General features: G+C 61.4%; 16 protein-coding genes. 9 read left to right on the forward strand and 7 right to left on the reverse strand.

Annotation, left to right across the window (positions count from 1 at the left end):
* Nucleotides 1–5: 5 nt before the first annotated feature.
* Nucleotides 6–1373, reverse strand: coding sequence for a spinster family MFS transporter (locus H6P80_RS05255; protein ID WP_185800262.1), 1368 nt, complete (start codon nt 1371–1373; stop codon nt 6–8).
* A complete protein-coding gene (locus H6P80_RS05260; RefSeq protein WP_328804934.1) occupies nt 1370–2497 on the reverse strand; it encodes an NADH:flavin oxidoreductase in 1128 nt (375 codons plus the stop codon). Before H6P80_RS05260 ends, H6P80_RS05255 begins: the two co-directional genes overlap by 4 nt.
* Before the next feature lie 376 nt (nt 2498–2873).
* Here H6P80_RS05260 and H6P80_RS05265 point away from each other — a divergent pair, with 376 nt between their 5' ends.
* The 5 genes from H6P80_RS05265 (at nt 2874) to H6P80_RS05285 (ending at nt 9001) form a co-directional block, all read left to right on the forward strand.
* A complete protein-coding gene (locus tag H6P80_RS05265; protein ID WP_185800264.1) occupies nt 2874–3296 on the forward strand; it encodes a nuclear transport factor 2 family protein in 423 nt (140 codons plus the stop codon).
* A gap of 50 nt (nt 3297–3346) precedes the next feature.
* The gene (locus tag H6P80_RS05270; protein ID WP_185800265.1) at nt 3347–6208 is read left to right on the forward strand and encodes a TonB-dependent receptor plug domain-containing protein; all 2862 of its coding nucleotides are present in this window, start codon (nt 3347–3349) and stop codon (nt 6206–6208) included.
* A 319-nt stretch (nt 6209–6527) separates the two neighbouring features.
* The gene (locus tag H6P80_RS05275) at nt 6528–7310 is read left to right on the forward strand and encodes a helix-turn-helix domain-containing protein (RefSeq protein ID WP_185800266.1); all 783 of its coding nucleotides are present in this window, start codon (nt 6528–6530) and stop codon (nt 7308–7310) included.
* Between the two features lie 132 nt (nt 7311–7442).
* Nucleotides 7443–8564 carry a 5-methyltetrahydropteroyltriglutamate--homocysteine S-methyltransferase gene (locus tag H6P80_RS05280; RefSeq protein ID WP_185800987.1) on the forward strand — a complete coding sequence of 374 codons (1122 nt, stop codon included), beginning with the start codon at nt 7443–7445 and terminating at the stop codon, nt 8562–8564.
* Nucleotides 8564–9001: an ester cyclase gene (locus H6P80_RS05285; RefSeq protein WP_185800267.1), complete on the forward strand. Its 438-nt coding sequence runs from the start codon at nt 8564–8566 to the stop codon at nt 8999–9001. The genes H6P80_RS05280 and H6P80_RS05285 overlap by 1 nt, the downstream gene beginning before the upstream one ends.
* 21 nt (nt 9002–9022) lie before the next feature.
* Here H6P80_RS05285 and H6P80_RS05290 read toward each other — a convergent pair whose 3' ends face one another.
* Genes H6P80_RS05290 through H6P80_RS05300 form a run of 3 tightly spaced genes read right to left on the reverse strand, consistent with a single transcriptional unit; the run spans nt 9023 to nt 13343 of the window.
* Nucleotides 9023–10366 (reverse strand): MFS transporter, encoded by a 1344-nt coding sequence (locus H6P80_RS05290; protein WP_185800268.1) that lies wholly within the window; start codon nt 10364–10366, stop codon nt 9023–9025.
* Nucleotides 10367–10375: 9 nt separating this feature from the next.
* The gene (locus H6P80_RS05295) at nt 10376–12502 is read right to left on the reverse strand and encodes an acetate--CoA ligase family protein (RefSeq protein ID WP_328804935.1); all 2127 of its coding nucleotides are present in this window, start codon (nt 12500–12502) and stop codon (nt 10376–10378) included.
* Entirely contained in the window at nt 12492–13343 is an 852-nt protein-coding gene (locus tag H6P80_RS05300; RefSeq protein WP_185800269.1) for a p-hydroxycinnamoyl CoA hydratase/lyase, read from the reverse strand. The genes H6P80_RS05295 and H6P80_RS05300 overlap by 11 nt, the downstream gene beginning before the upstream one ends.
* Before the next feature lie 311 nt (nt 13344–13654).
* Between H6P80_RS05300 and H6P80_RS05305 the strand changes: the two genes are divergently transcribed.
* Nucleotides 13655–15085, forward strand: coding sequence for an aldehyde dehydrogenase family protein (locus tag H6P80_RS05305; protein WP_235973722.1), 1431 nt, complete (start codon nt 13655–13657; stop codon nt 15083–15085).
* 72 nt (nt 15086–15157) lie between these two features.
* Here H6P80_RS05305 and H6P80_RS05310 read toward each other — a convergent pair whose 3' ends face one another.
* Nucleotides 15158–16099, reverse strand: a complete 942-nt coding sequence (locus H6P80_RS05310; RefSeq protein ID WP_185800270.1) for an alpha/beta fold hydrolase — start codon at nt 16097–16099, stop codon at nt 15158–15160.
* A 533-nt stretch (nt 16100–16632) separates the two neighbouring features.
* Here H6P80_RS05310 and H6P80_RS05315 point away from each other — a divergent pair.
* From H6P80_RS05315 to H6P80_RS05325, 3 genes are read left to right on the forward strand one after another with little or no spacing between them, the layout of a single operon-like run.
* Nucleotides 16633–16890, forward strand: coding sequence for a Zn-ribbon domain-containing OB-fold protein (locus tag H6P80_RS05315; RefSeq protein ID WP_235973723.1), 258 nt, complete (start codon nt 16633–16635; stop codon nt 16888–16890).
* 7 nt (nt 16891–16897) lie between these two features.
* Nucleotides 16898–18043 carry a thiolase family protein gene (locus tag H6P80_RS05320; RefSeq protein ID WP_185800272.1) on the forward strand — a complete coding sequence of 382 codons (1146 nt, stop codon included), beginning with the start codon at nt 16898–16900 and terminating at the stop codon, nt 18041–18043.
* The gene (locus H6P80_RS05325) at nt 18040–18828 is read left to right on the forward strand and encodes an enoyl-CoA hydratase-related protein (RefSeq protein ID WP_185800273.1); all 789 of its coding nucleotides are present in this window, start codon (nt 18040–18042) and stop codon (nt 18826–18828) included. Before H6P80_RS05320 ends, H6P80_RS05325 begins: the two co-directional genes overlap by 4 nt.
* A 6-nt stretch (nt 18829–18834) precedes the next feature.
* Here H6P80_RS05325 and H6P80_RS16465 read toward each other — a convergent pair whose 3' ends face one another.
* The gene (locus H6P80_RS16465; RefSeq protein WP_235973724.1) at nt 18835–19131 is read right to left on the reverse strand and encodes a DUF4286 family protein; all 297 of its coding nucleotides are present in this window, start codon (nt 19129–19131) and stop codon (nt 18835–18837) included.
* Nucleotides 19132–19139 lie beyond the last annotated feature (8 nt).

The following is a 19139-nucleotide window of genomic DNA, read 5'->3' on the forward strand; positions in this document are numbered from 1 at the left end:
CCCGTTCAACCTGCCGCTTGCGATTCCTGCGGCAGAGACCGGCCAACCAAATAATAGTGCAAGGCCGCCCACAGATAGACGCAGGCGACGAGCATCAATGCGCCCTGCAGGCCATAGGCAGCCGCAGAGGCGCAGGCTTCGCCCAAGGCCGGAACCGCGCCGTCGGGCGCTACGCCGCCCGGACAGGCGCGGATAAAGTCCGCTGTTCCGAAGTCGCTTTGTGCAAAAAGGTCGCTCGCAAGGCCGACCAGCGTCGGGCCGATCCCCATCCCGATCAGATTGACGCCCAGCGAATAGAGCGCGACAGCCGTCGCCCGGGATTCCGCGCCGACCAGGTTTTGCGTGATTGTGATCGTCGGGACGAAGAAGATGAAGAAGCTGATTCCGGCCATCAAGATAAATGCGACCGACATCACGACCGAGTCGGCCGAAAAGGCCAGCAGGTAGAAAGGGCTGGCGAGCGCGAGGAATATCGCAGGCCCCCAGGCACGCCAGCGTATGTCCTTGGCTGCGAGGCGATCGCTGCCAAAACCGCCGGCGAGCAGCCCGGCCACCGCAGCGACGAATTGGACGATCCCGAATGTGGTGCCGGCCTGGGCAAGTTCGAGCCCGTGCACGCGCATGAAGAATGGGGTCATAAACGATCCGATCGAATTGAGCCCGAGCATCGCGAGCGAACCGCCGATCATCAGATGGCGGAAGGACCGTTTGGCCAGTAGCGAGCGGATTACCGACCAGAATGGCTTTGTCGGTGCTTTTTCTGTGATGCCGTCGACAAGGCCGCGCGGCGGCTCGCGCAGAAATGTCAGCGCGAGAATGCCCAAAAGGATGCCTGGGAGGCCGATAGCGACGAACGCGGTCCGCCAACCCCAATGCGCGGCGATCCATGCCGCGAGAATACCGCCGATGATCGTCGATGCTGGCGACCCCAGCTGGACGATTGACATCGCGGCCCCCCTGCGGTTGGCGGGAAAATGGTCGCTCAGGAGCGAGGCGGTTGGCGGGAGGAAACCGGCCTCTCCGACGCCGACACCGGCGCGCAGGACCAGCAGTTGGACGAAATTGCCGGCCATCCCGGTCATCGCTGTCATCGACGACCAGACGATTACCGCGGCCGAGACGATCTTCACCCGGCTGAACCGGTCCGCCAGCCAGGCGACCGGCAGCCCAAGCGCCGTGTAGACGAGACCGAATCCCAGGCCCGTCAGCAGGCCAAGCTGGGTGTCGGAGAGCTCCAGATCCAGCTTGATCGGTTCGGCGAGCACTGGAACGAGCAGCCGGTCGGTGAGGTTGAGGGCGCACACCATCATGAGAATGGTGAGCAGCTTCGCCTTATAGCCTTTGGACAGAAGGTCTGTGGCGGCGGCGCTCATGTAAGCGTCCGCATAACCGACCGATCGAAAGCCAGAAGTTCCGAAGCGCGGCCTTCGCGGATCTTCTCCGCCCAATGCGGATCGCCGAGCAGCGCACGGCCTACGGCTACGAGATCGAAATCGCCACGCTCTAGCCGCCTCACCAACTCATCCACCGGGGCGGGGGCCATCTTCCGGTCCGTGAAGAAGGAGAGAAATTCGGCGTCAAGGCCGACCGAGCCGACGGTAATCGTCGGCAGGCCACTGATTTTCTTCACCCAGCCGGCGAAATTGAGATCCGATCCCTCGAACTCCGGCTCCCAGAACCTTCGCTGCGAGCAATCGAACATGTCGATACCGGCGTCGGCCATCGGTTCGAGCCACGCGTGCATCTCGGTCGGCGTCGTCGCCAGCCGCACGGTGTAATCCTGCTGCTTCCACTGCGATAGCCGGATGATGATCGGCAGATCGGGGCCGACCGCGCTGCGAATGGCGCGGATCACTTCGGCCGCGAAACGCGAACGGCTGCCTATGTCTTCGCCGCCCCAGCGATCATCCCGTCGGTTGGTCAACGCCCAGAAGAATTGGTCGATAAGATAGCCGTGCGCTGCATGGATGTTGATCGCGTCTGCTCCGATTTTCTGGGCGTGGCGCGCCGATGCCGCGAAAGCGTCGATCGTGTCTTGTATCATCTCTTCGGTCATGGGTTGGCCGAATGCGCCTTCCGGCGCGCGAATACCCGAAGGGCTGTCGATGGGTTCGTTAGGGTCGTTGCCGTCCTTCTCCTCGGGATGGACCGAGCCGACATGCCAGAGTTGTGGTGCGATGCGCCCACCGGCGGAATGCACCGCCTCGAAAACCTTTGACCAGCCGGTGAGTCCATGCCCGAAGAAATCGGGATGGGCGTCATTGCTTTTTGCCGCTGGCCGCTCGATCGCCGTCCCTTCGGTGAAGATCAGGCCGACCCCGCCTTCTGCTCGCCTGCGATAATAGGCGGCGACATCGTCGGTCGGTATGCCACCGGGCGAAAAAGACCGGGTCATCGGTGCCATCACGATGCGGTTCGGCAACGATAACGACTTTATCGTGAATGGCGTAAAAAGCGACTCAGCGGACATTGCGGTTCCTTGTTTCCTTGTGCGCATAGGGCTGGTTTCTGATGGGAATCGCCACGCTGCGCAGGCGCGGCGAGAAGGCAATGTGCCGTGGCCGAACAAAGACCGGCTTGCGGTTCAAGAAGGCTTATCGAATGCTGGTCGCAGACGCTCCCTGGCCAGTCGACGTCCTGTTGCACGGCGGTTGCCGATGCGCTGCGGCCGCGACTCGGTCTTGGTCATAAAGAACGTCCCCGGCCCATGAATGAGAGTCGAGATATGCGGCACCGGATAGCCTCGCTTTGCTCCTTCCGCCCAAAAGCTTTTCTGCATCCGAACGGACATCAAAAGGCCGCCTGACGGCATTGACACATCGCGGGTCTCCCTGATTTCTGAGATCAGAAAAGGTATAAATTCAGGGGGAACGATGCCAAAGCAACTGACCGTTGGCGAACGGCTGGACGTCATGGAACTCATCGCTGACTATGCCTCCAAATTGGAGAGCGGTGACCTTGACGGCTATGTAGACAATTTCACGCCGGATGGCGTGTTCGAGGCGAGGAGCGGCTGTTACGAAGGCCGGTCGGCGATCCGCGATATGGTCGCCCATCTCTACGAGATCGGACAGGACGGCCCCGGCGGCAATCGCCACATTCTCGGATTGCCCTATATCACCGGCGCAGACGAAGGCTGCGCGGCGCAAACCTATGTCATGATCGCTTCAGGGGCAGGGGATGCGCCGGTTCATTCCGTTGCTCAATATCATGACCGGATCGCGTTGAGCGGAGGCCGCTGGCGCTTTGCCCATCGCCGGATCGAGCCGGTCTCGGCCCGGGCCGAAGCGCGATGACGGAAACCTTCATCAGAACAAATCAGCATGTACAAAGGACAGGAGCTCCCATGAAACGCACATTTTCTCGCGGTCGCATATTCGGTGCCGCAAGCCTCGCGGCACTCGGCGCCGTGCTCTGGAACTCCCCGGCCTATGCGCAGGACGAAGCTGCCGAAGAGGCGGCCTCGGCCGATCAGGGATTGATCGTCGTCACGGGCTCCCGCGTCGCACGCTCCGGCTTCAACTCCCCCACGCCGCTGACCGTCCTTGGCGCGGAACAGCTTCAGCAGAACGGCGATACCAATGTCGGCGAAGCACTGAACAGACTGCCGGCATTCCGTCCGCAAAATAGCGGCGCGGTTGTGGGCTTCACCCAGGCCAACGCCGGCTCGCTGTTGCTCGATCTGCGTGGCCTCGGTGCGCAGCGGACGCTGGTGTTGATCGACGGCCGGCGTTCGGCGCCGTCGACGACGCAGGGTACCTTCGACGTCAACCTCACGCCCAGCAACATCATCGAGCGCGCGGAAGTCGTGACGGGCGGCGCGTCCGCGGCCTATGGCTCGGACGCCGTTGCGGGTGTCGTAAACCTGATTCTCGACACCGATCTCGAAGGGTTCCGGGCTGAAGGCCAGTTCGGCATTTCGACGTATGGCGACCAGGAAGAATATCAGTTTAGCGCCGCCTATGGCAGCGAGTTCGCCGACGGTCGCGGACATTTCGTGGTTGCCGCAGAATATGTCGACAGCGCCGGCATGAATGACTGCTTCTACTATGATTGGTGCTCTCCAGACGGGACGTCGCTCTATTTTTCGACGAACAATCCGGGCGGGGCGGGCGCGAACGGACAGCCCGCACTGACACTCGGCTATGTCCATATGGCCAACATGACCGAGGCCGGCCTCATCAAGGACGGCCCGCTGCGTGGCGTCCAGTTCAATCCCGACGGCAGCGTTTCGGACGTGCCGTTCGAATTCGGGCTCAACGCATCTCCCTTCGCCTTTTTTATGATCGGCGGTTCGGGCAGGATGCTGATTCACGAAAACCTATTGCTCAAGGCACCGTTCGACCGGCTCTCGACCTTCGCCAATGTCGACTATGAACTCAGCGATTCTATCACCGCCTTCGCGCAAATGACCTATGGCCGCGTCCACGCCGAAGCATATGGAGCCCAGCCTTTCGACAACACCATTCCCATCACGCGCGATAATGTGTTCCTCCCTGCGGAGATCGCGCAGCGGATGGACACGCTCGGCATCACCTCGTTCGGGCTCGGCCGTGTTAGCCGCGAGGGAGGGTTGTCCGAAAAGGATGCGCGTCGCACCCATTTCCGGATTACCGCCGGCCTCGACGGTGAACTCGGCGGCGGCTGGGGTTGGGACGTCTACTACCAATATGGCGAAACCGACAGCAACGAGAGCGCGACCAACAACAGGATCAATGCCAATTTCCGCCGCGCCGTCGATGCAGTGATGGGCACCAACGGCCAGCCGGTCTGCCGTTCGACTCTTTCGGACCCGACAAATGGCTGCGCGCCGTTCAATCCATTCGGCATTGGCAATGCCTCGGATGCGGCGGTCGCCTATTCGTTCGGCACCTCGACTTCGGATTTCCATTATGCGCAGCACGTTATCGCGGCAAATATCCGTGGCGATCTCTTCTCCACCTGGGCAGGCCCGGTTTCGATAGCTGCAGGTGCCGAATATCGCGCCGATACCGCGCGCGGCACGGCCGATCCGATCAGTACGGCAAGCGGCTTTCTCACCAATAACGCCGCGCCGATCGACGGCGAGATCTCGGTCGTCGAAGGCTATGCCGAAACGGTCGTGCCGCTGGCCAACGACTTCGTGCTGGCCCGCCGGCTGGAGCTAAACGGCGCGATCCGCCAGACCCATTACAGCCGCGAAAATTCCCTCAATTCACAGACGACCGTCAATGCCACGACGTGGAAGGTCGGCCTTGTCTGGGAGCCGATCTACGGCGTTCGCTTCCGCGCAGCGCGTTCTCGCGATATCCGGGCACCCAATATGGTCGAACTGTTCTCGCAGTTGGCGAGCACACAGACCTTTATCGTCGATCCCGTCACCAACACCAATATCAACGTGACGACATTTACGGGCGGCAATCCGGCGCTCGAACCGGAAAAGGCCGATACCTGGACTGCGGGTGTCGTGCTTTCGCCCGATCCCTCCTGGCTGGGCGGTGCCAATCTCAGCCTTTCGGTGGATTATTTCGATATCCAGCTGGAAGGCGCAATCGCAACGCTGGGCGGCCAGACGCTGCTCAACCGCTGTCTCGCCGGTTCAACCCAATTCTGCCAGTTCATCACGCGCGATCCGACCACCAACCTCATTACCCGGCTCGACAATGTGAATCAGAATCTCAACGGGCTGATCGCACGCGGTATCGATTTCGAATTCCTGTTCAACACGAACCTCGATGGCCTCTCATTGCCGGGCGAGATCACATTCCGCGCGCTTGCGACCCACAATATCGCGCTGACCACGATCGACAGTTCGGGCACCCGGGTGAACCGGGCGGGCATGAACGGCTTCCCGACGGGCGAGCAATCGGGCGTTCCGGACTGGACGATCGATACCTCGCTGACATATCGGACCGGGCCGGCGCGGATATCGATCCAGACCCACACGCTTACATCCGGTTTGTTCAACGTGGGCAATGTTGGGCCCCAGGATCCCGGCTACAATGTGAACCTGCCGAACAGCATCAATGACAATCGGCTTGGCGGCCGAACCTATGTCCATCTGTCCGCCTCCTATGATGTCACCGACAATTTCGAGCTGTTCGGTTCGATCAACAATATCTTTAACTCGCATCCGTCGCTGGGGCCGACGGCGGTCGCCTCGTACAACCCGGTGCTTTACGATCCGACAGGGCGTTTTTTCCGGATCGGCGCGCGCGTCAATTTCTGAGTTGCCTCGCGGATAGATCGTTGCATGCCATGGCAGAACTCTTTTTTGCATCTCGAGTTCGAACCACCCACCGCGGGATGGCTGGCAACGATTGAGCGCCGTCCGGTCCGAAACGGCCGGGCGGCGTCTTCGCACGGCGCTCCGTAGGCAGGTCCGCGCTGCGTTGACGAGGCAAGGGAAACCGGTATCGTTCGCGGGGAATGGGCCCTGAAGAGAGCCCTTATATGGAGAGGGTGTGGAAAGTCGCGGATCACGATCCGAAGGTTCGGTTGGCTCTCAGAACCTGCATTCGCGAAATGTGGGAGAGCTGACCTTTTGGATGGTCGAGAACTGCAACCGGCTTACGACCGATCTTGCCGATGTCCTGCCACCAGAGGATTCGCAGGACTATCTAATGATGGTCATGCAGCTTTCGGGCGAAGTCAGGATCGAAAATCGCGGCCACACCAACATCCTTCGTCCCGGAACGCTGGGGCTCTATCGGTTCTCCAGAAATTGTGACGCGCTGTACGCTGAGGAGGGCGCCAGGCAACTCGTCGGCATCGTTCCGCGTCAGGAACTCACAGCGCGAACGCCGAGCATGACGAATATCCTGCAGCGCCAGTTCCCTCATGACAGCGCGGTTTGCTCGCTCGCTTTCAACTTTCTGACAGGCCTTTATGAAAGCGCCGAGCATCTGGGCATGACAAGGCCGGAAATGTCCGACGTGGCGATCAATCTTCTCCAGGTTGCGATCGCCGAGCAGGTCGTGGGCAGCGAGGGGGTTTCCTATCGCGATAAGATCCGGGTGCGCGTCAGGGGATATGTCGACCGCCATATCCATGACCCAAATCTGAGCGTGGAGAGTGTCGCCGCCGCCATGCGGTGCAGCAGCCGCCACCTTCAGGCGATCTTCGCCGATCAGGAGCCGCTGGGCCGCTACATCTGGCGGACGCGCCTCGAACGTTGCGCGGCAGTTCTGCGCGAACCTGGCTGCGCGGCCTTGTCGATCACCGAAATCGCTTTCTCGATGGGCTTTTCGAACGCGTCCCATTTCAGCCGTGCGTTTAAAGCGCGCTTTGGAGCCAGTCCCAAATCCTACCGCGGTTGCGCGCTCCACTAGATCCGCCAGCAAAAACATCGGCGCGCGGACGGGCGTTGCCTTGGCGCGGCGATTTGCGTATCAATTCCAAAAGATCAATGAACCGTATCATTAGCTTAATTGAGTCATGTTAAAGAAAGACAGGTGAAGCATATGAGTCAGAATCCGGTGGCTCCACCCTTCCGCGCAGATCATGTAGGCAGTTTCCTGCGGCCAACCGCGCTTCTAGAGGCCCGTGAAAAGCATGCGGCGGGGGAAATGGATGCAGATGGGCTACGCGAGGCCGAAGATGTGGCGATCGCCGAGATCGTCCGCCTGCAGGAAGATGTGGGCCTGCGTTCGATCACGGATGGCGAGTTTCGCCGGAACGCCTTTCACACCGATTTCCTGAGGCATTTGGACGGGGTAGCCATTACGCGCGCACCGAAGCTGCAGATCACCAAGAGCGACGGGGGGCAGAGTTTTGCGCCGCCGGTCATTACCGTAGTCGACAAGGTGTCACACGGTCACGACGTGGAACGTGCCAATTTCGAGTATCTACAGTCGGTTACCGGTCAAACGCCGAAGGTCACGATTCCCTCGCCGACGATGCTGCATTTCCGGGGTGGCCGCGAGGCGATTTCGAGCGAAATCTATCCGGACCTCGAAGAATTCTATGCCGATGTCGCCGCCGCCTATGCGTCCGAACTCCAGAGCCTGGGCGAAGCCGGATGCACTTATGTGCAGATGGACGACACCAACCTCGCCTATCTGTGCGACACGACGCAGCGCGAAAAAGCGCGCGAACGCGGGCTCGATCCCGACCAGCTTCCGCGCGACTATGCCCGCTTCATCAATATGGCGATTGCCGACAGGCCCGAAGGCATGGTGACGGCCGTCCATCTGTGCCGCGGCAATTTCCGATCGAGCTGGGCGGCCGAGGGTGGCTATGAGCCGGTCGCCGAAGTGCTGTTCAACGAGCTGGCGATCGACGCCTATTTCCTCGAATATGACGATGCGCGCTCGGGCGATTTCGCGCCGTTGCGTTTCGTGCCCAAGAATAAGACCGTCGTGCTGGGCCTGGTTACGACCAAGTTCGATACGATGGAGGATCGCGACGCTATCTTGCGGCGGATCGAGGAGGCGGCGAAATATCTGCCGGTCGAACAGATGTGCCTCAGCCCGCAATGCGGTTTTTCCTCCACGGTGAAGGGGAACGACATCGCGGTGGAAAGCCAGGCGGCCAAGCTGCGCCTGGTCGTCGAGGTGGCGCGCGAAGTGTGGGGTACGAACTGATGTCCGACGAGAAAGCCTTGCTGGAAGCGAACAAGGCGGCCGCCGCCGTCTATTACGCAAAACATGCCGAGCCGGTCGAAGTCTCGATGGCGGCGATTTCGAAGGACGTCATCTATCATGGCCGCGCGGATTCGCCGCCGAGCCTCGATATGTGGATCGAGCGCGAGATACGCTTTCGCAAGGCGATGAGCGATATCGAAACGACCGTCCACCGCCAGACCGCCGAGGGCGATATGGTCGCGACCCATTGGACCTTGGAAGCCACGCATAGTGGCCGGCTGATGGATTATGAGGCCAGCGGCAAACGGATCAAGATGGCCTCGATGTGCTTTGATCGCGTCGTCGACGGGCTGGTCGTCGAGCATTGGGGCGTGCGCGATTTGCTCAACGTGCTGCGCACGATCGGCGCCGTGGCCAAATTCACGCCGAAAAAATAGGACTGCCTAGTCCCGGCCGGATCAGGCTTGCCGTTCGGGTGCTGGCTTGGCGCGGCCTGCAACCAGCATGATCGCCAGCATCCCAACAGCGAAGGCACCGACGATGGAGACCATCGCATAGACGGGGAAAAAGTCGGCCCGCTCCCAGCCCCGGTCCATCAGCATGCCCGCGGTATAGGAACCGAGTACGCCCCCGAAGCGCCCGATTCCGATCATGAAGCCCAGGCCCGCGCTGCGCATGGCCGGGGGATAGAAGCGCGTGGCGAGGATCAGCAGGCCGATCCAGGAGCCGACGAGGAAGAAGCTGAGCAGGCACAGCACACCGAGCGGCAGGACAGGATCGGAGGGAAGCTCGCCGATGATGAAAATCAGGATCGCGGCGATGACATAGCCGCCGCACACCCACCACAGTGCGTGGCGGGACGAAGCGAGCTTGCCATAGGCTAACGTGCCCAGTGCCGAACCCAGCGCCATCAGCATGCCGCTGGACATCGCCGTGGTCGATGTGATGCCCGCGTCGATCAGAATTTGCGGGGTCCAGTTGATCTTGAAATGGGTGCAGAAATAATGGGTCAGGGCTGCGATGCCGAATAGCAATGTGGCGAACATGATCGTGCGATTGGTGAGGAGTTCGCGCAGCGAGCGGCTTTCATAGCCGCTTGTTTCCGGGAGCGGGAGGCTTTCCACGGGCGGATGTCCCCAGCGTATGAGCATCTTGTTCAGTTTCTCGAGCGCACCGGGCGGCCGTTTGGCCAAGATAAAATCGAGGGATTCGGGAAGATAATAGAGCCCTACGAGAAAGACGGTCGCGTTGATCGCGGCCCCGAAAAAGAAGATCGCCTGCCAGCCAAAGGCCGCGATCAACGTGGCGGCGACGGCCGAGCACACCGCCAGGCCCAGCGCAAAGCCGATATGCATGGTCGACGCCAGCAGGTTGCCGAGCCGGTTGTTCGAATATTCGATGACCAGCACATTGAGATTGGGAAAGATCACACCCACGCCGACGCCCGTCAGGAAGCGCAAGGCGATCAGCTGGGTAACATTTTCCACGAACGGGACAAGCGCCATCGTCACCGCCAGAAACGCGCTCGCCGACAGGATCATCACCCGCCGGCCATAACGGTCCGCGAGCGGCGCCAGCAGGAACGCTCCCGCCATCGTGCCCAGGGCGAGAACGCCGAACACAACGCCCAGGGTCGACGCCGCCACGCCCCATTCCGAGGAGATGTTGGGAGCGGCAAACGCCATCACCGCGCTGTCGAAACCGTCCCCCAAATTGGCAAGGATGCATAGAGCGACGGCAAGGAATTGCTGCCACCGCATCGGCGATTCCTTGAGCAGTTCCCGGACATCTGTTTGCGGCATGTCTTCCCGCTAGGCCAGCGTGACCAGTGCGTCGAGCACGACCGCCCCTTCGCCCGGGCCCGATGCGGAGAGCGGATTGATCTCGATCTCTTTGATCCGGGGATTTGCGCGAATGAGTACGCCCAATCGCGCGACCGTATCGGCGATCGCGTCCAGATCGGCGGGCGGCTGGCCCCGCGCGCCCTTCAACAGGGCGTAGCCTTTGAGGCCTCTGAGCGCGGCGAGCACGGCCTCGCGATCGCTATCCGCACCAAGCATGGCGACGTCTTTCAGAACTTCAATCCAGATACCGCCCAAGCCGACCATAAGGATCGGTCCCCAATCGTCGTCGCGCCGGGCGGAGACGATCAGTTCATGATCGCGTGGCTGCATTGCTTCGACGAGGATACCGTCGAGCGCGATCTTCGAGGGAAGGGCAGCGACGCGCTGAACCTGCGCCTCGAAGGTCGCAGCGATGTCTTCCGGTTTTTCAAGCCCGAGCGCAACGGCGCCGATATCGCTTTTGTGCGACAGCGCGGAGGCCTGTGCCTTCATTGCAACCGGCCTGCCGATTTCTGCTGCTGCGGCGACGGCATCTTTGGCGGACGTTGCCAGCCGGCCTGCTGGGACCGTGAAGCCGGCCGATGCCAGCAGCGCCTTTCCGAGATATTCGGGCAGAACTCCGGAGGTATCGGGCAGAGCGATCTTGACGGCGTCGTTGCGACGGTCGGTCACTGGCGAATATCGCCCGGCCTCGTGCAGCCGGGCAAGTGCGCGCAACGCCCGGTCTGGCGACCGAAACAGCGCAATTCCGGCCTCGTGCAACAGGCTCGCAATCTCTGGTGCAATAGCGCTGCTGTCGCCCAGCATCGTATAGACAACCGGCTTTTCGGATCCGCGGATATGGGGCAGCACGGCTTCGGCCACCTTGAGCCCGAATTCCTGCGTACCCGGCATCAGTGCCATGAGCACCGAGCCGACATTGCGGTCGGCGAGCAGCGCAGCCGCCGCTTGCCCAGACAGATCTGGTTGCTGTAGCCCCTGCGCGGTGATGTCGAGCGGGTTCGATACATGGGCGAAGTCCGGCAGCAGTGCCGCGAGCTTTTGCCCGGTCGCGCCTTCCAATATGGGCAGGTCCAGCTTCAGCCGGGCGCACATATCCGCCGCTAGCCCCTTGAAGGCGCCGGATTCCGTCACGATCGCTGGGCCCGCCTTGGGCAATGCCGCGGATCGCAGCAAGAGTTCGATTACGTCGCCCATTTCATCGAGCGTTTCGACAAGAATGACGCCGGCTTCGGTGACAAGAGTCCGCATCACGGCATGGTCGGTGACGAGCGATCCGGTATGCGAGGCTGCGGCTTCCTGTGCACCTTCGCTTTCGCCGGGGTGGATCAGCACGATCTGCTTGCCGGATTGCCGGACGGCTTTCGCAAGGGCGAGAAAGCGCTGCGGATCGCGCAACTGCTCGGCGAACACCGCGATGACGCGGGTGGCATCGTTGGCAGCGGCAAATTCGACGAAATCGTTGATCGACAGCACCGCCTCGTTGCCGGTCGATATCGTGTAGGACACCGGGAGCTCGCGCGCCGCGCAGGACAAACGGATATTGCCGACCATGCCACCGCTCTGGCCAAGGATGGCTACTGCGGGCGCTGCGATCTCGGCCGGGCGCTGAACGCCGAAAGAAAGGGGCGTCCCGTCGATGAAATTGGTCAAGCCGATGCAGTTGGGCCCCAGCAGCGCCAGCCCGCCATCGCGCGCGATCTTCGCAATACGGTCTTGCTCGATCCGGCCTTCGGCGCCCATTTCGGCAAAGCCGGACGAATAGACGACGGCGGCGCCGATGCCGCGCTCGACGCAGCCGGCCACCGCATCGCCGATACCGGCGCCCGGAATGGCGAGGATGGCAAGATCGATGTCCGGCGGCAGATCCGTCAGGCTCGTCACGCTTTCGCGCCCGTCGATTTCTCCGCCTTTCCGGCTGACCAGATGGATGTCGCCGGCAAAGTCGAACCGCTGAAGATTGGCGAGCACCCGGCTACCCGTCGATCCCGGCTTGGCCGAAGCGCCGACAATCGCAATCGATCGCGGCCGCATTAGGCGCTGCAACTTGTCTCCCTGCGCATCGTCGATTCCGGCGAGGACATCAGTCTTCACGGTTATAGCCCTGCAGGCCGGGCTTATAGCTTTTATCGTCGAGGAACTGTTTGAGCCCCTTGTCGCGCCCGCCTGATTTGTCGGCGAACTTCGTCTGTCCGCCCTTGGCGACGAGATAATCCTCCGCGACATCCCAGCTCATATCCGCGACTTTTTTTAGCGCGATCTTGGCGGCATTCAGGACGACCGGGTTCTTCGACAGCAGCTCCAGCGCCAGAGCCCGTGTATGAACGCGCAGTTCGGACAGCGGCACGGCTTCACAGACCAGCCCCATCTGGGCTGCCTTCTCGCCGGTAAAGTTACGGCCGGTCATGACATAGAGCGCTGCGTCCTGGGGACGGAGCCTTTCCTGAACGGCCTTGGTCACATTGCCACCGGGGATGATGCCCCAGTTGATTTCGGATAGCCCGAACACGGCTTCGTTTGCTGCGACCGCGAGGTCGCAGGCCACGAGCGGCGTGAAGGCGCCGCCGAAGCACCAGCCGTTGACCATCGCAATGGTGGGCTTTCCGTAATGCATGAGCTTGCGCCATTGCCACTCCTGCGCCGTCTGGCGAATCTTGCGCACGCGCGCAGGTGGCAGGCCGTCGGTCTCCCGGAAATATTCCTTCAGGTCCATGCCGGCGGAAAAGGCTTCGCCTGCTCCGGTCAGCACGACGACCCCGCAACGTTCGTCGACCTCCAGCTGTTCGAGGATTTCGAGCATCTCTGAATTGAGCGTCGGACTCATCGCGTTGCGCTTTTCCGGGCGGTTCAGCGTTACCCAGGCGATACCTTCGTCAAAGGAAACGTCCACGCAGGACATCGACAAATTCGGACTATCGGCAGATGGGCTGCTCATGGGACGGCTCCGCTCGCTGGGTGAAAGACGCTGAAGTATCTATTCGATTTGATATGAAAGACTAGTATTATAGTCAATTGATCTCGACTTAAATGGCTGCAATTTGGCCCGATCTAATCCGGCCCGTGCCGCAGCGCTATCACTTGAGATCCGCCGCTGGCGGGATAATATGCCTCGATCCATACCCGCTTGCGAAATTGCAACAAGCCTGTTGAAAAGACATAAAAGTCATATATATGACTTTTGATAGCGCAAGATGCCCATCTATCGGAGATGGCGCGAGCATGCTGCAGTCGGGTGAGATTTCGTAAATGCAGGCACGATCGAAGCCAATTCCAAACTATGGCCACCTGATCGACGGAGCCGTTTCCGACGGCGAAGCTCAGATGGTCGTGATTTCCCCGGCGACCGAAAAGCCGGTCGCGACCGTGCCCGATGCAACGCGATCGGAGCTTAGGTATGCGCTCGCTGCAGCGGATAAGGCATTTGCTTCGTGGAGCGAGACGGACTTTGCATTCCGCCGTGAATGCCTTTTCAAATTTGCCGAAGCGGTCAGGCGCAATGAAGACGAGATCGCCGAAGCGCTGACTCGCGAACAGGGCAAGCCGCTTGCGCAAGCGCGCGGCGAGATAGCCAAGGCGATGGCTGCCGTCGAAAAATTCACGGCAATAGAGATCGAGCCGCAGATAATTCGCGACACTGCAGAGGACCGAATAGAGCTCCATTACCGACCGCTCGGCGTGGTCGCCGGCATTACGCCGTGGAACTTCCCCGTCATCCTTGCCGCGCAGAAAATCGCGCAGGCACTTTATACGGGCAACACGATGGTCCTGAAACCGTCGCCCTACACACCCGTTGCCACGCTGCTTCTCGGCAAGGCGTCTATCGGTGCTATCCCGCCCGGCGTCCTCAATATCGTGTCGGGTGGCAACGCGTTGGGGGCGTGGCTGACATCCGCTCCCGAGGTTCGAAAAATCAGCTTCACGGGATCCGGACGGACCGGGCAGGCCGTTCTCAAATCCGCCGCCGCGAATTTTGCGCGCGTCACTCTGGAACTGGGCGGCAACGATGCGGCGATAGTTCTTCCAGACGCGGATATCGACAAGGCCGTTCCGAAAATTTTCGCCGCCGCGTTCAACAATGCCGGGCAAATCTGCATGGCGATCAAGCGTTTATACGTCCATGCGGACATCTATCACGCCGTAGTGGCGAGGATGGCCGCCATGGCGGACGCGATCCAGTTGGGGGACGGGATGGATCCCGAAAGCGATATGGGGCCGGTGCAGAACCGCCCCCAATATCAGAAATTGCTCGGCATATTGGACCATACCCGTCGCTGGACCGAGGGTCGTATCGTGGCCGGGGGGCATGTGCTCGAACGGCCAGGCTATTTTCTCCGCCCGACGATCGTCGCCGATATCGCGGAGGGCAGCCGGCTTGTCGACGAAGAGCCCTTCGGCCCTATCCTGCCGATTATCCGCTTCGACGATGTGGACGATGCCATCAGGCGTGCCAATGCCAGCGATTTCGGCCTGAGCGGCTCGGTGTGGACGGCCGATACGGAACGTGGCGCCGAACTCGCAAACCGGCTGGACGTCGGTACGGCCTGGGTCAATCGTCATGGCGGCGCGGATGCCGAGAGGCCGTTCGGCGGCGCCAAGACGTCCGGCATAGGGCGCGAACATGGGTTACTGGGTCTCCACAGCTATATGGAGCCGCTGTCGCTCCATGTCGGCAAATAAGGCGGTCCGGGCGCCGAATTCCAATTCAGCGGCCCTTCCGGAAAGGATGTTGGGAATGCCGTCGGGGGCAAATCAGCCGCCGATAAATTCCAGTACAGCCCGGTTGAATGCCCGGGGCTGTTCCCAATAGGCTGCATGGCCCGCTTCGCCTATCCCGACCATCTCGGCGTTGGGCAGCCGGGCTGCCAGATCGCGCATGAGCGATGGCGGCATGTACAAATCGGCATCGCCGGTCATCAGCAGGATCGGAAAGGGCAACCGGGCGAGCGTATCGGGCGTGACCTCGACAGACCGAGGCTGGCGCACCGGATCTCCGGGTATTGCCGCGCGCTGCAATTCGATCCAGCGTGCCGTTCCTGCCGGATTTCCGGCGCGGTAGGATGGCCCAACCTCGCGGAATTCGGGCGGCAGATCGTGAAAACCGGGCGGTAGTATGGCCCTGGAAACACGAACGAAATCTGGGTCGGTAATGCCGCACCAGCTCGAGGCGATGGTCAGGCTATGCAGGCGATCGGGATGGAGAATCGCGAAGTCCGCCGCGGTGAAGCCGCCCGCCGCCGTGGCAACGATGTGGCAGCGGTTTATTTCCAGCGCGTCGAGCAAATGCCGAAGATCGTCGACGGCTGATCCCAGCGAGCTGCCGGCCGGGAATTCCGAACCCTGATGCCCCCACCGGGAATAGCCGATAACGCGATACCCGGCGTTTGCCATGACGGGTTGTTGATAGCCCCAGGTCATGGCGCTTCCGGTGTTGGCGTGGAGCAGGACGATCGCGGGTCCGTCGCCGCCGGTATCCCAATAGTAGAGCCGGCCTCCTTCGATTGCGATGTGGCCACTATGCGCCGGTGCCTGCGGCGGCTCGGCGTCCCATTCGGTTTGGGCGGGCAATCGATGGGGAGGGGCGCTCTTGGCGCGGGCGGGCAGGGAGATGGCGGCGCCCAGCCCGATAGCGCCGATTGTGGAGAGCAAGGTCCGCCGCTCGAGATTCCCTTGGCGATGATTTTTCTTGTCCATCCGTTTCGCTTTCCGCTTCGGTAGCTCTGGCCTGTAAATTGAGCGGGGTCACCCGGCGGCTTCCCCCCGGTTTTCAAAAAGACCGGTCCATGTATGATACTATCCGCTGTTCATAAAATCCATAAAGCTGGTTGATACAAGCCAGGTTTCTTGCTGCTTGCAAAGCGAGGCACGAGCTTGGCGCGGCCGGGAAGGCGCGCGATTTCTTCGAACAATTGCTGGCTCTCTTGGCCTTCCGATGGCGATTTCTAGGAATCGCGTAAAAGCAATCTTCGGTCACCGTGGCTGAAATAATTCGAGGATGAGGGAGTTGATAAAAACCATAAACCTGCTCTATTGAAATCAACCATAGCGTCGGGAGAATATCATTGGGAACGTCAGGAAGTTCAGTGCCACGGCCGGTGAGGGCCGGCTTGTTTGAGGGAGATATGACTGACCTGTCTAGGGTCGGTCTGGCGGGCAGTCGTTGCGGCCAATGCTCCGAAACGACGCTCGGCGAAAATGGGCGATGCCCGAATTGTGGGAGCGACGACATGGCTCCCGTACGCCTTTCGGACCGCGGTACGGTCTGGACCTATACGGTCGTGCGCCATCGCCCGCCGGGCGACTATAGGGGACCGGAGAATTTCGAGCCCTTTGCGCTTGGACTGATCGAACTGCCCGAAGGCCTTCGCGTCGTCGCGCCGATTGAGGGTGATCCGGCGGATGTGTCGATCGGCCTTGATGTCGAATTTACCCCGCGGCTGCGCCCGGACGACGTCGTCGAATTTGCATATCAACCGGTGAAGTGAGGCGGAAATGACAGACACAGTTATCATCGGGGCGGGCATTCATCCTTTTGGCCGCTTCGACAAATCCGCCGAAGATATCGGATCTTACGCCGCGGCAATGGCGCTCAAAGATGCCGGGGTTGCCTGGTCCGACATCGACGCATCCTATCTCTCGCGCATGTATTTGCCGGCGACCTCGGGCGCGCGAATCCTTCGCAAACTGGGCGCGACGGACATGTCGATCGTCGATGTCGAAGCGGCTTGCGCGAGCGGCGGCGTTGCGCTGCGCCAGGCCGTGCTGGCTATCAAGTCCGGCGAATGCGATGTCGTGATGGTTCTGGGCGCGGAAAAGATGCCGCGCGGCTTCATGGATCCACGGATGATCTATGCCGACTGGCAGATCGAAATGGGCATGTCGATGAACCCCTCCTATTGGTCGATGCGGGCGATGCGGCACATGCATGAGTTCGGGACGACCGAGGAGCAGATCGCGAAGATCGCCTACAAGAACCATCTCAACAGCGTGCACAATCCCAATGCTATGTATCAAAAGGAATTCTCGATGGAGGAAATCCTTGGATCGACCATGGTGTGCGACCCGATCCGCAAGCTGGAGATTTGCGCGCCGGATGACGGCGCGGCAGCCGTCATCGTCGCTTCAGAAGACTATGCCCGCAAGATCGGTGCGCGCGCGCCGATCAGGATTGCGAGCTGCGAACATACCGTCGCCCGCTATTCGGCGGATTTCCGCTGCCCGGCGGACAGCATGAGCGCGACCGCGCACAATGAGGGCCCGACGGAGGTCACCGCGCAAAAGGCCTATGACAAGGCCGGGCTCGGGGCCGAGGATATCGACTGTTTCGAGGTCCAGGATACCGACGCCTTTTGCGAGCTGGAGATTTACGAAGAGCTCAAGCTCTGCCCGCTCGGCGAAGGCGGCCGGCTGATCGACGAGGGCGTAACCACGATGACCGGCGCCCATCCCGTCAATATGAGCGGGGGCCTAATCAGCAAGGGCGAACCGGTCGGCGCGTCCCATCTCGGCCAGGTGCATGAACTGGTGCAGCAGCTGCGCGGCGAGGCGGGCCCCCGTCAGGTGGAGAATGCCAAGGTCGGCCTGGGTCATGTGCTCGGCGCCGGCGGCAATTGCGCGGTTACGATCCTGCAGAAATGAGCGACGCAAAGCCCGTCCGGCTGGAGCGGTCCGGAGCCGTTGCCTCGTTGATTCTCGATCGGCCCGAACGGCGTAATCCGATCAATGCCGAAGCCCATGCCCTGTTGCGCGAGGCGCTCGATTCCATCGCCGACGATCCCGGCGTGCGGGCGCTCGTCCTGACAGGAGCTGGCGGCTATTTCTGCAGCGGGCAGGATCTTGCCGAGCGCTATGGCATGCTGGCCGAAGGCGAGGTCGATCTCGAAGCATCGTTGCGTGAAAACTATAATCCGTTGATCCGTCGCCTGCTGGCGCTGCCCTTTCCGGTGATCGCAGCGGTCGAGGGCATCGCGGCCGGCGCCGGGCTCGGCTTGTTGCTCGCGGCGGATATCGTGTTGGCAGGCCGCTCGACGCGCTTTCAGTTACCGTTCAGCCGTGTCGGTCTCGGCCCCGATTCCGGGCTGAGCTGGACGCTGGCGCGGCAGGTTGGCGCGAACCGGGCGATGGCCCTGCTGCTGACCGGGGAGCGGTTCGATGCCGAGCAGGCCGAACGGTGGGGGGTCGTCTGGCGCGTGATGGATGATGGCGATTCCGCTGGCGAAGCCGAAGCCTTGGCGGCGCGACTGGCAAAGGGACCGCGCCTCGCATTGGCGGAGACCCGCCGCCGCGTGCACGAGGCCGCGAGTTTCGATATCGAAGAGGCGCTGGATGGCGAGGCGGCGATGCAGGGAAAGCTCGGCCTGCATCCCGATTATCGCACGGCGGTCAACGCCTTCATGGAAAAGCGCGAACCGGAATTCGAATAGCCGGCCCTAGGGCAGCGGTTCGAAAAGAAAACTGCGGTAATCGCGAGTGAAGCGCTTCATCCACGCCGTCCAGGGTGTGCGTGCGGCGGTCAGCCAGGCGTCGCCCTGCGCGACTTGCGCCTGATCGAGTTCATACAGCGCGAGATAGGCCGGTTTCTGCTCCGCAGAACGGTAGCGGCGTGCCCGCCGTACCCCCGGAAGGGCGGCCAAGCGCGGGACATGTTCGCTATCGTACCAGGCGTTGAACTCCTCTTCTGCGTCCGCCGGGATAGCGGTGAAGTTGCAGAGCAGAACGGACGACATATCCGGGT

The organism is Parasphingopyxis marina (genome assembly GCF_014237875.1).
Lineage (GTDB): Bacteria > Pseudomonadota > Alphaproteobacteria > Sphingomonadales > Sphingomonadaceae > Parasphingopyxis > Parasphingopyxis marina.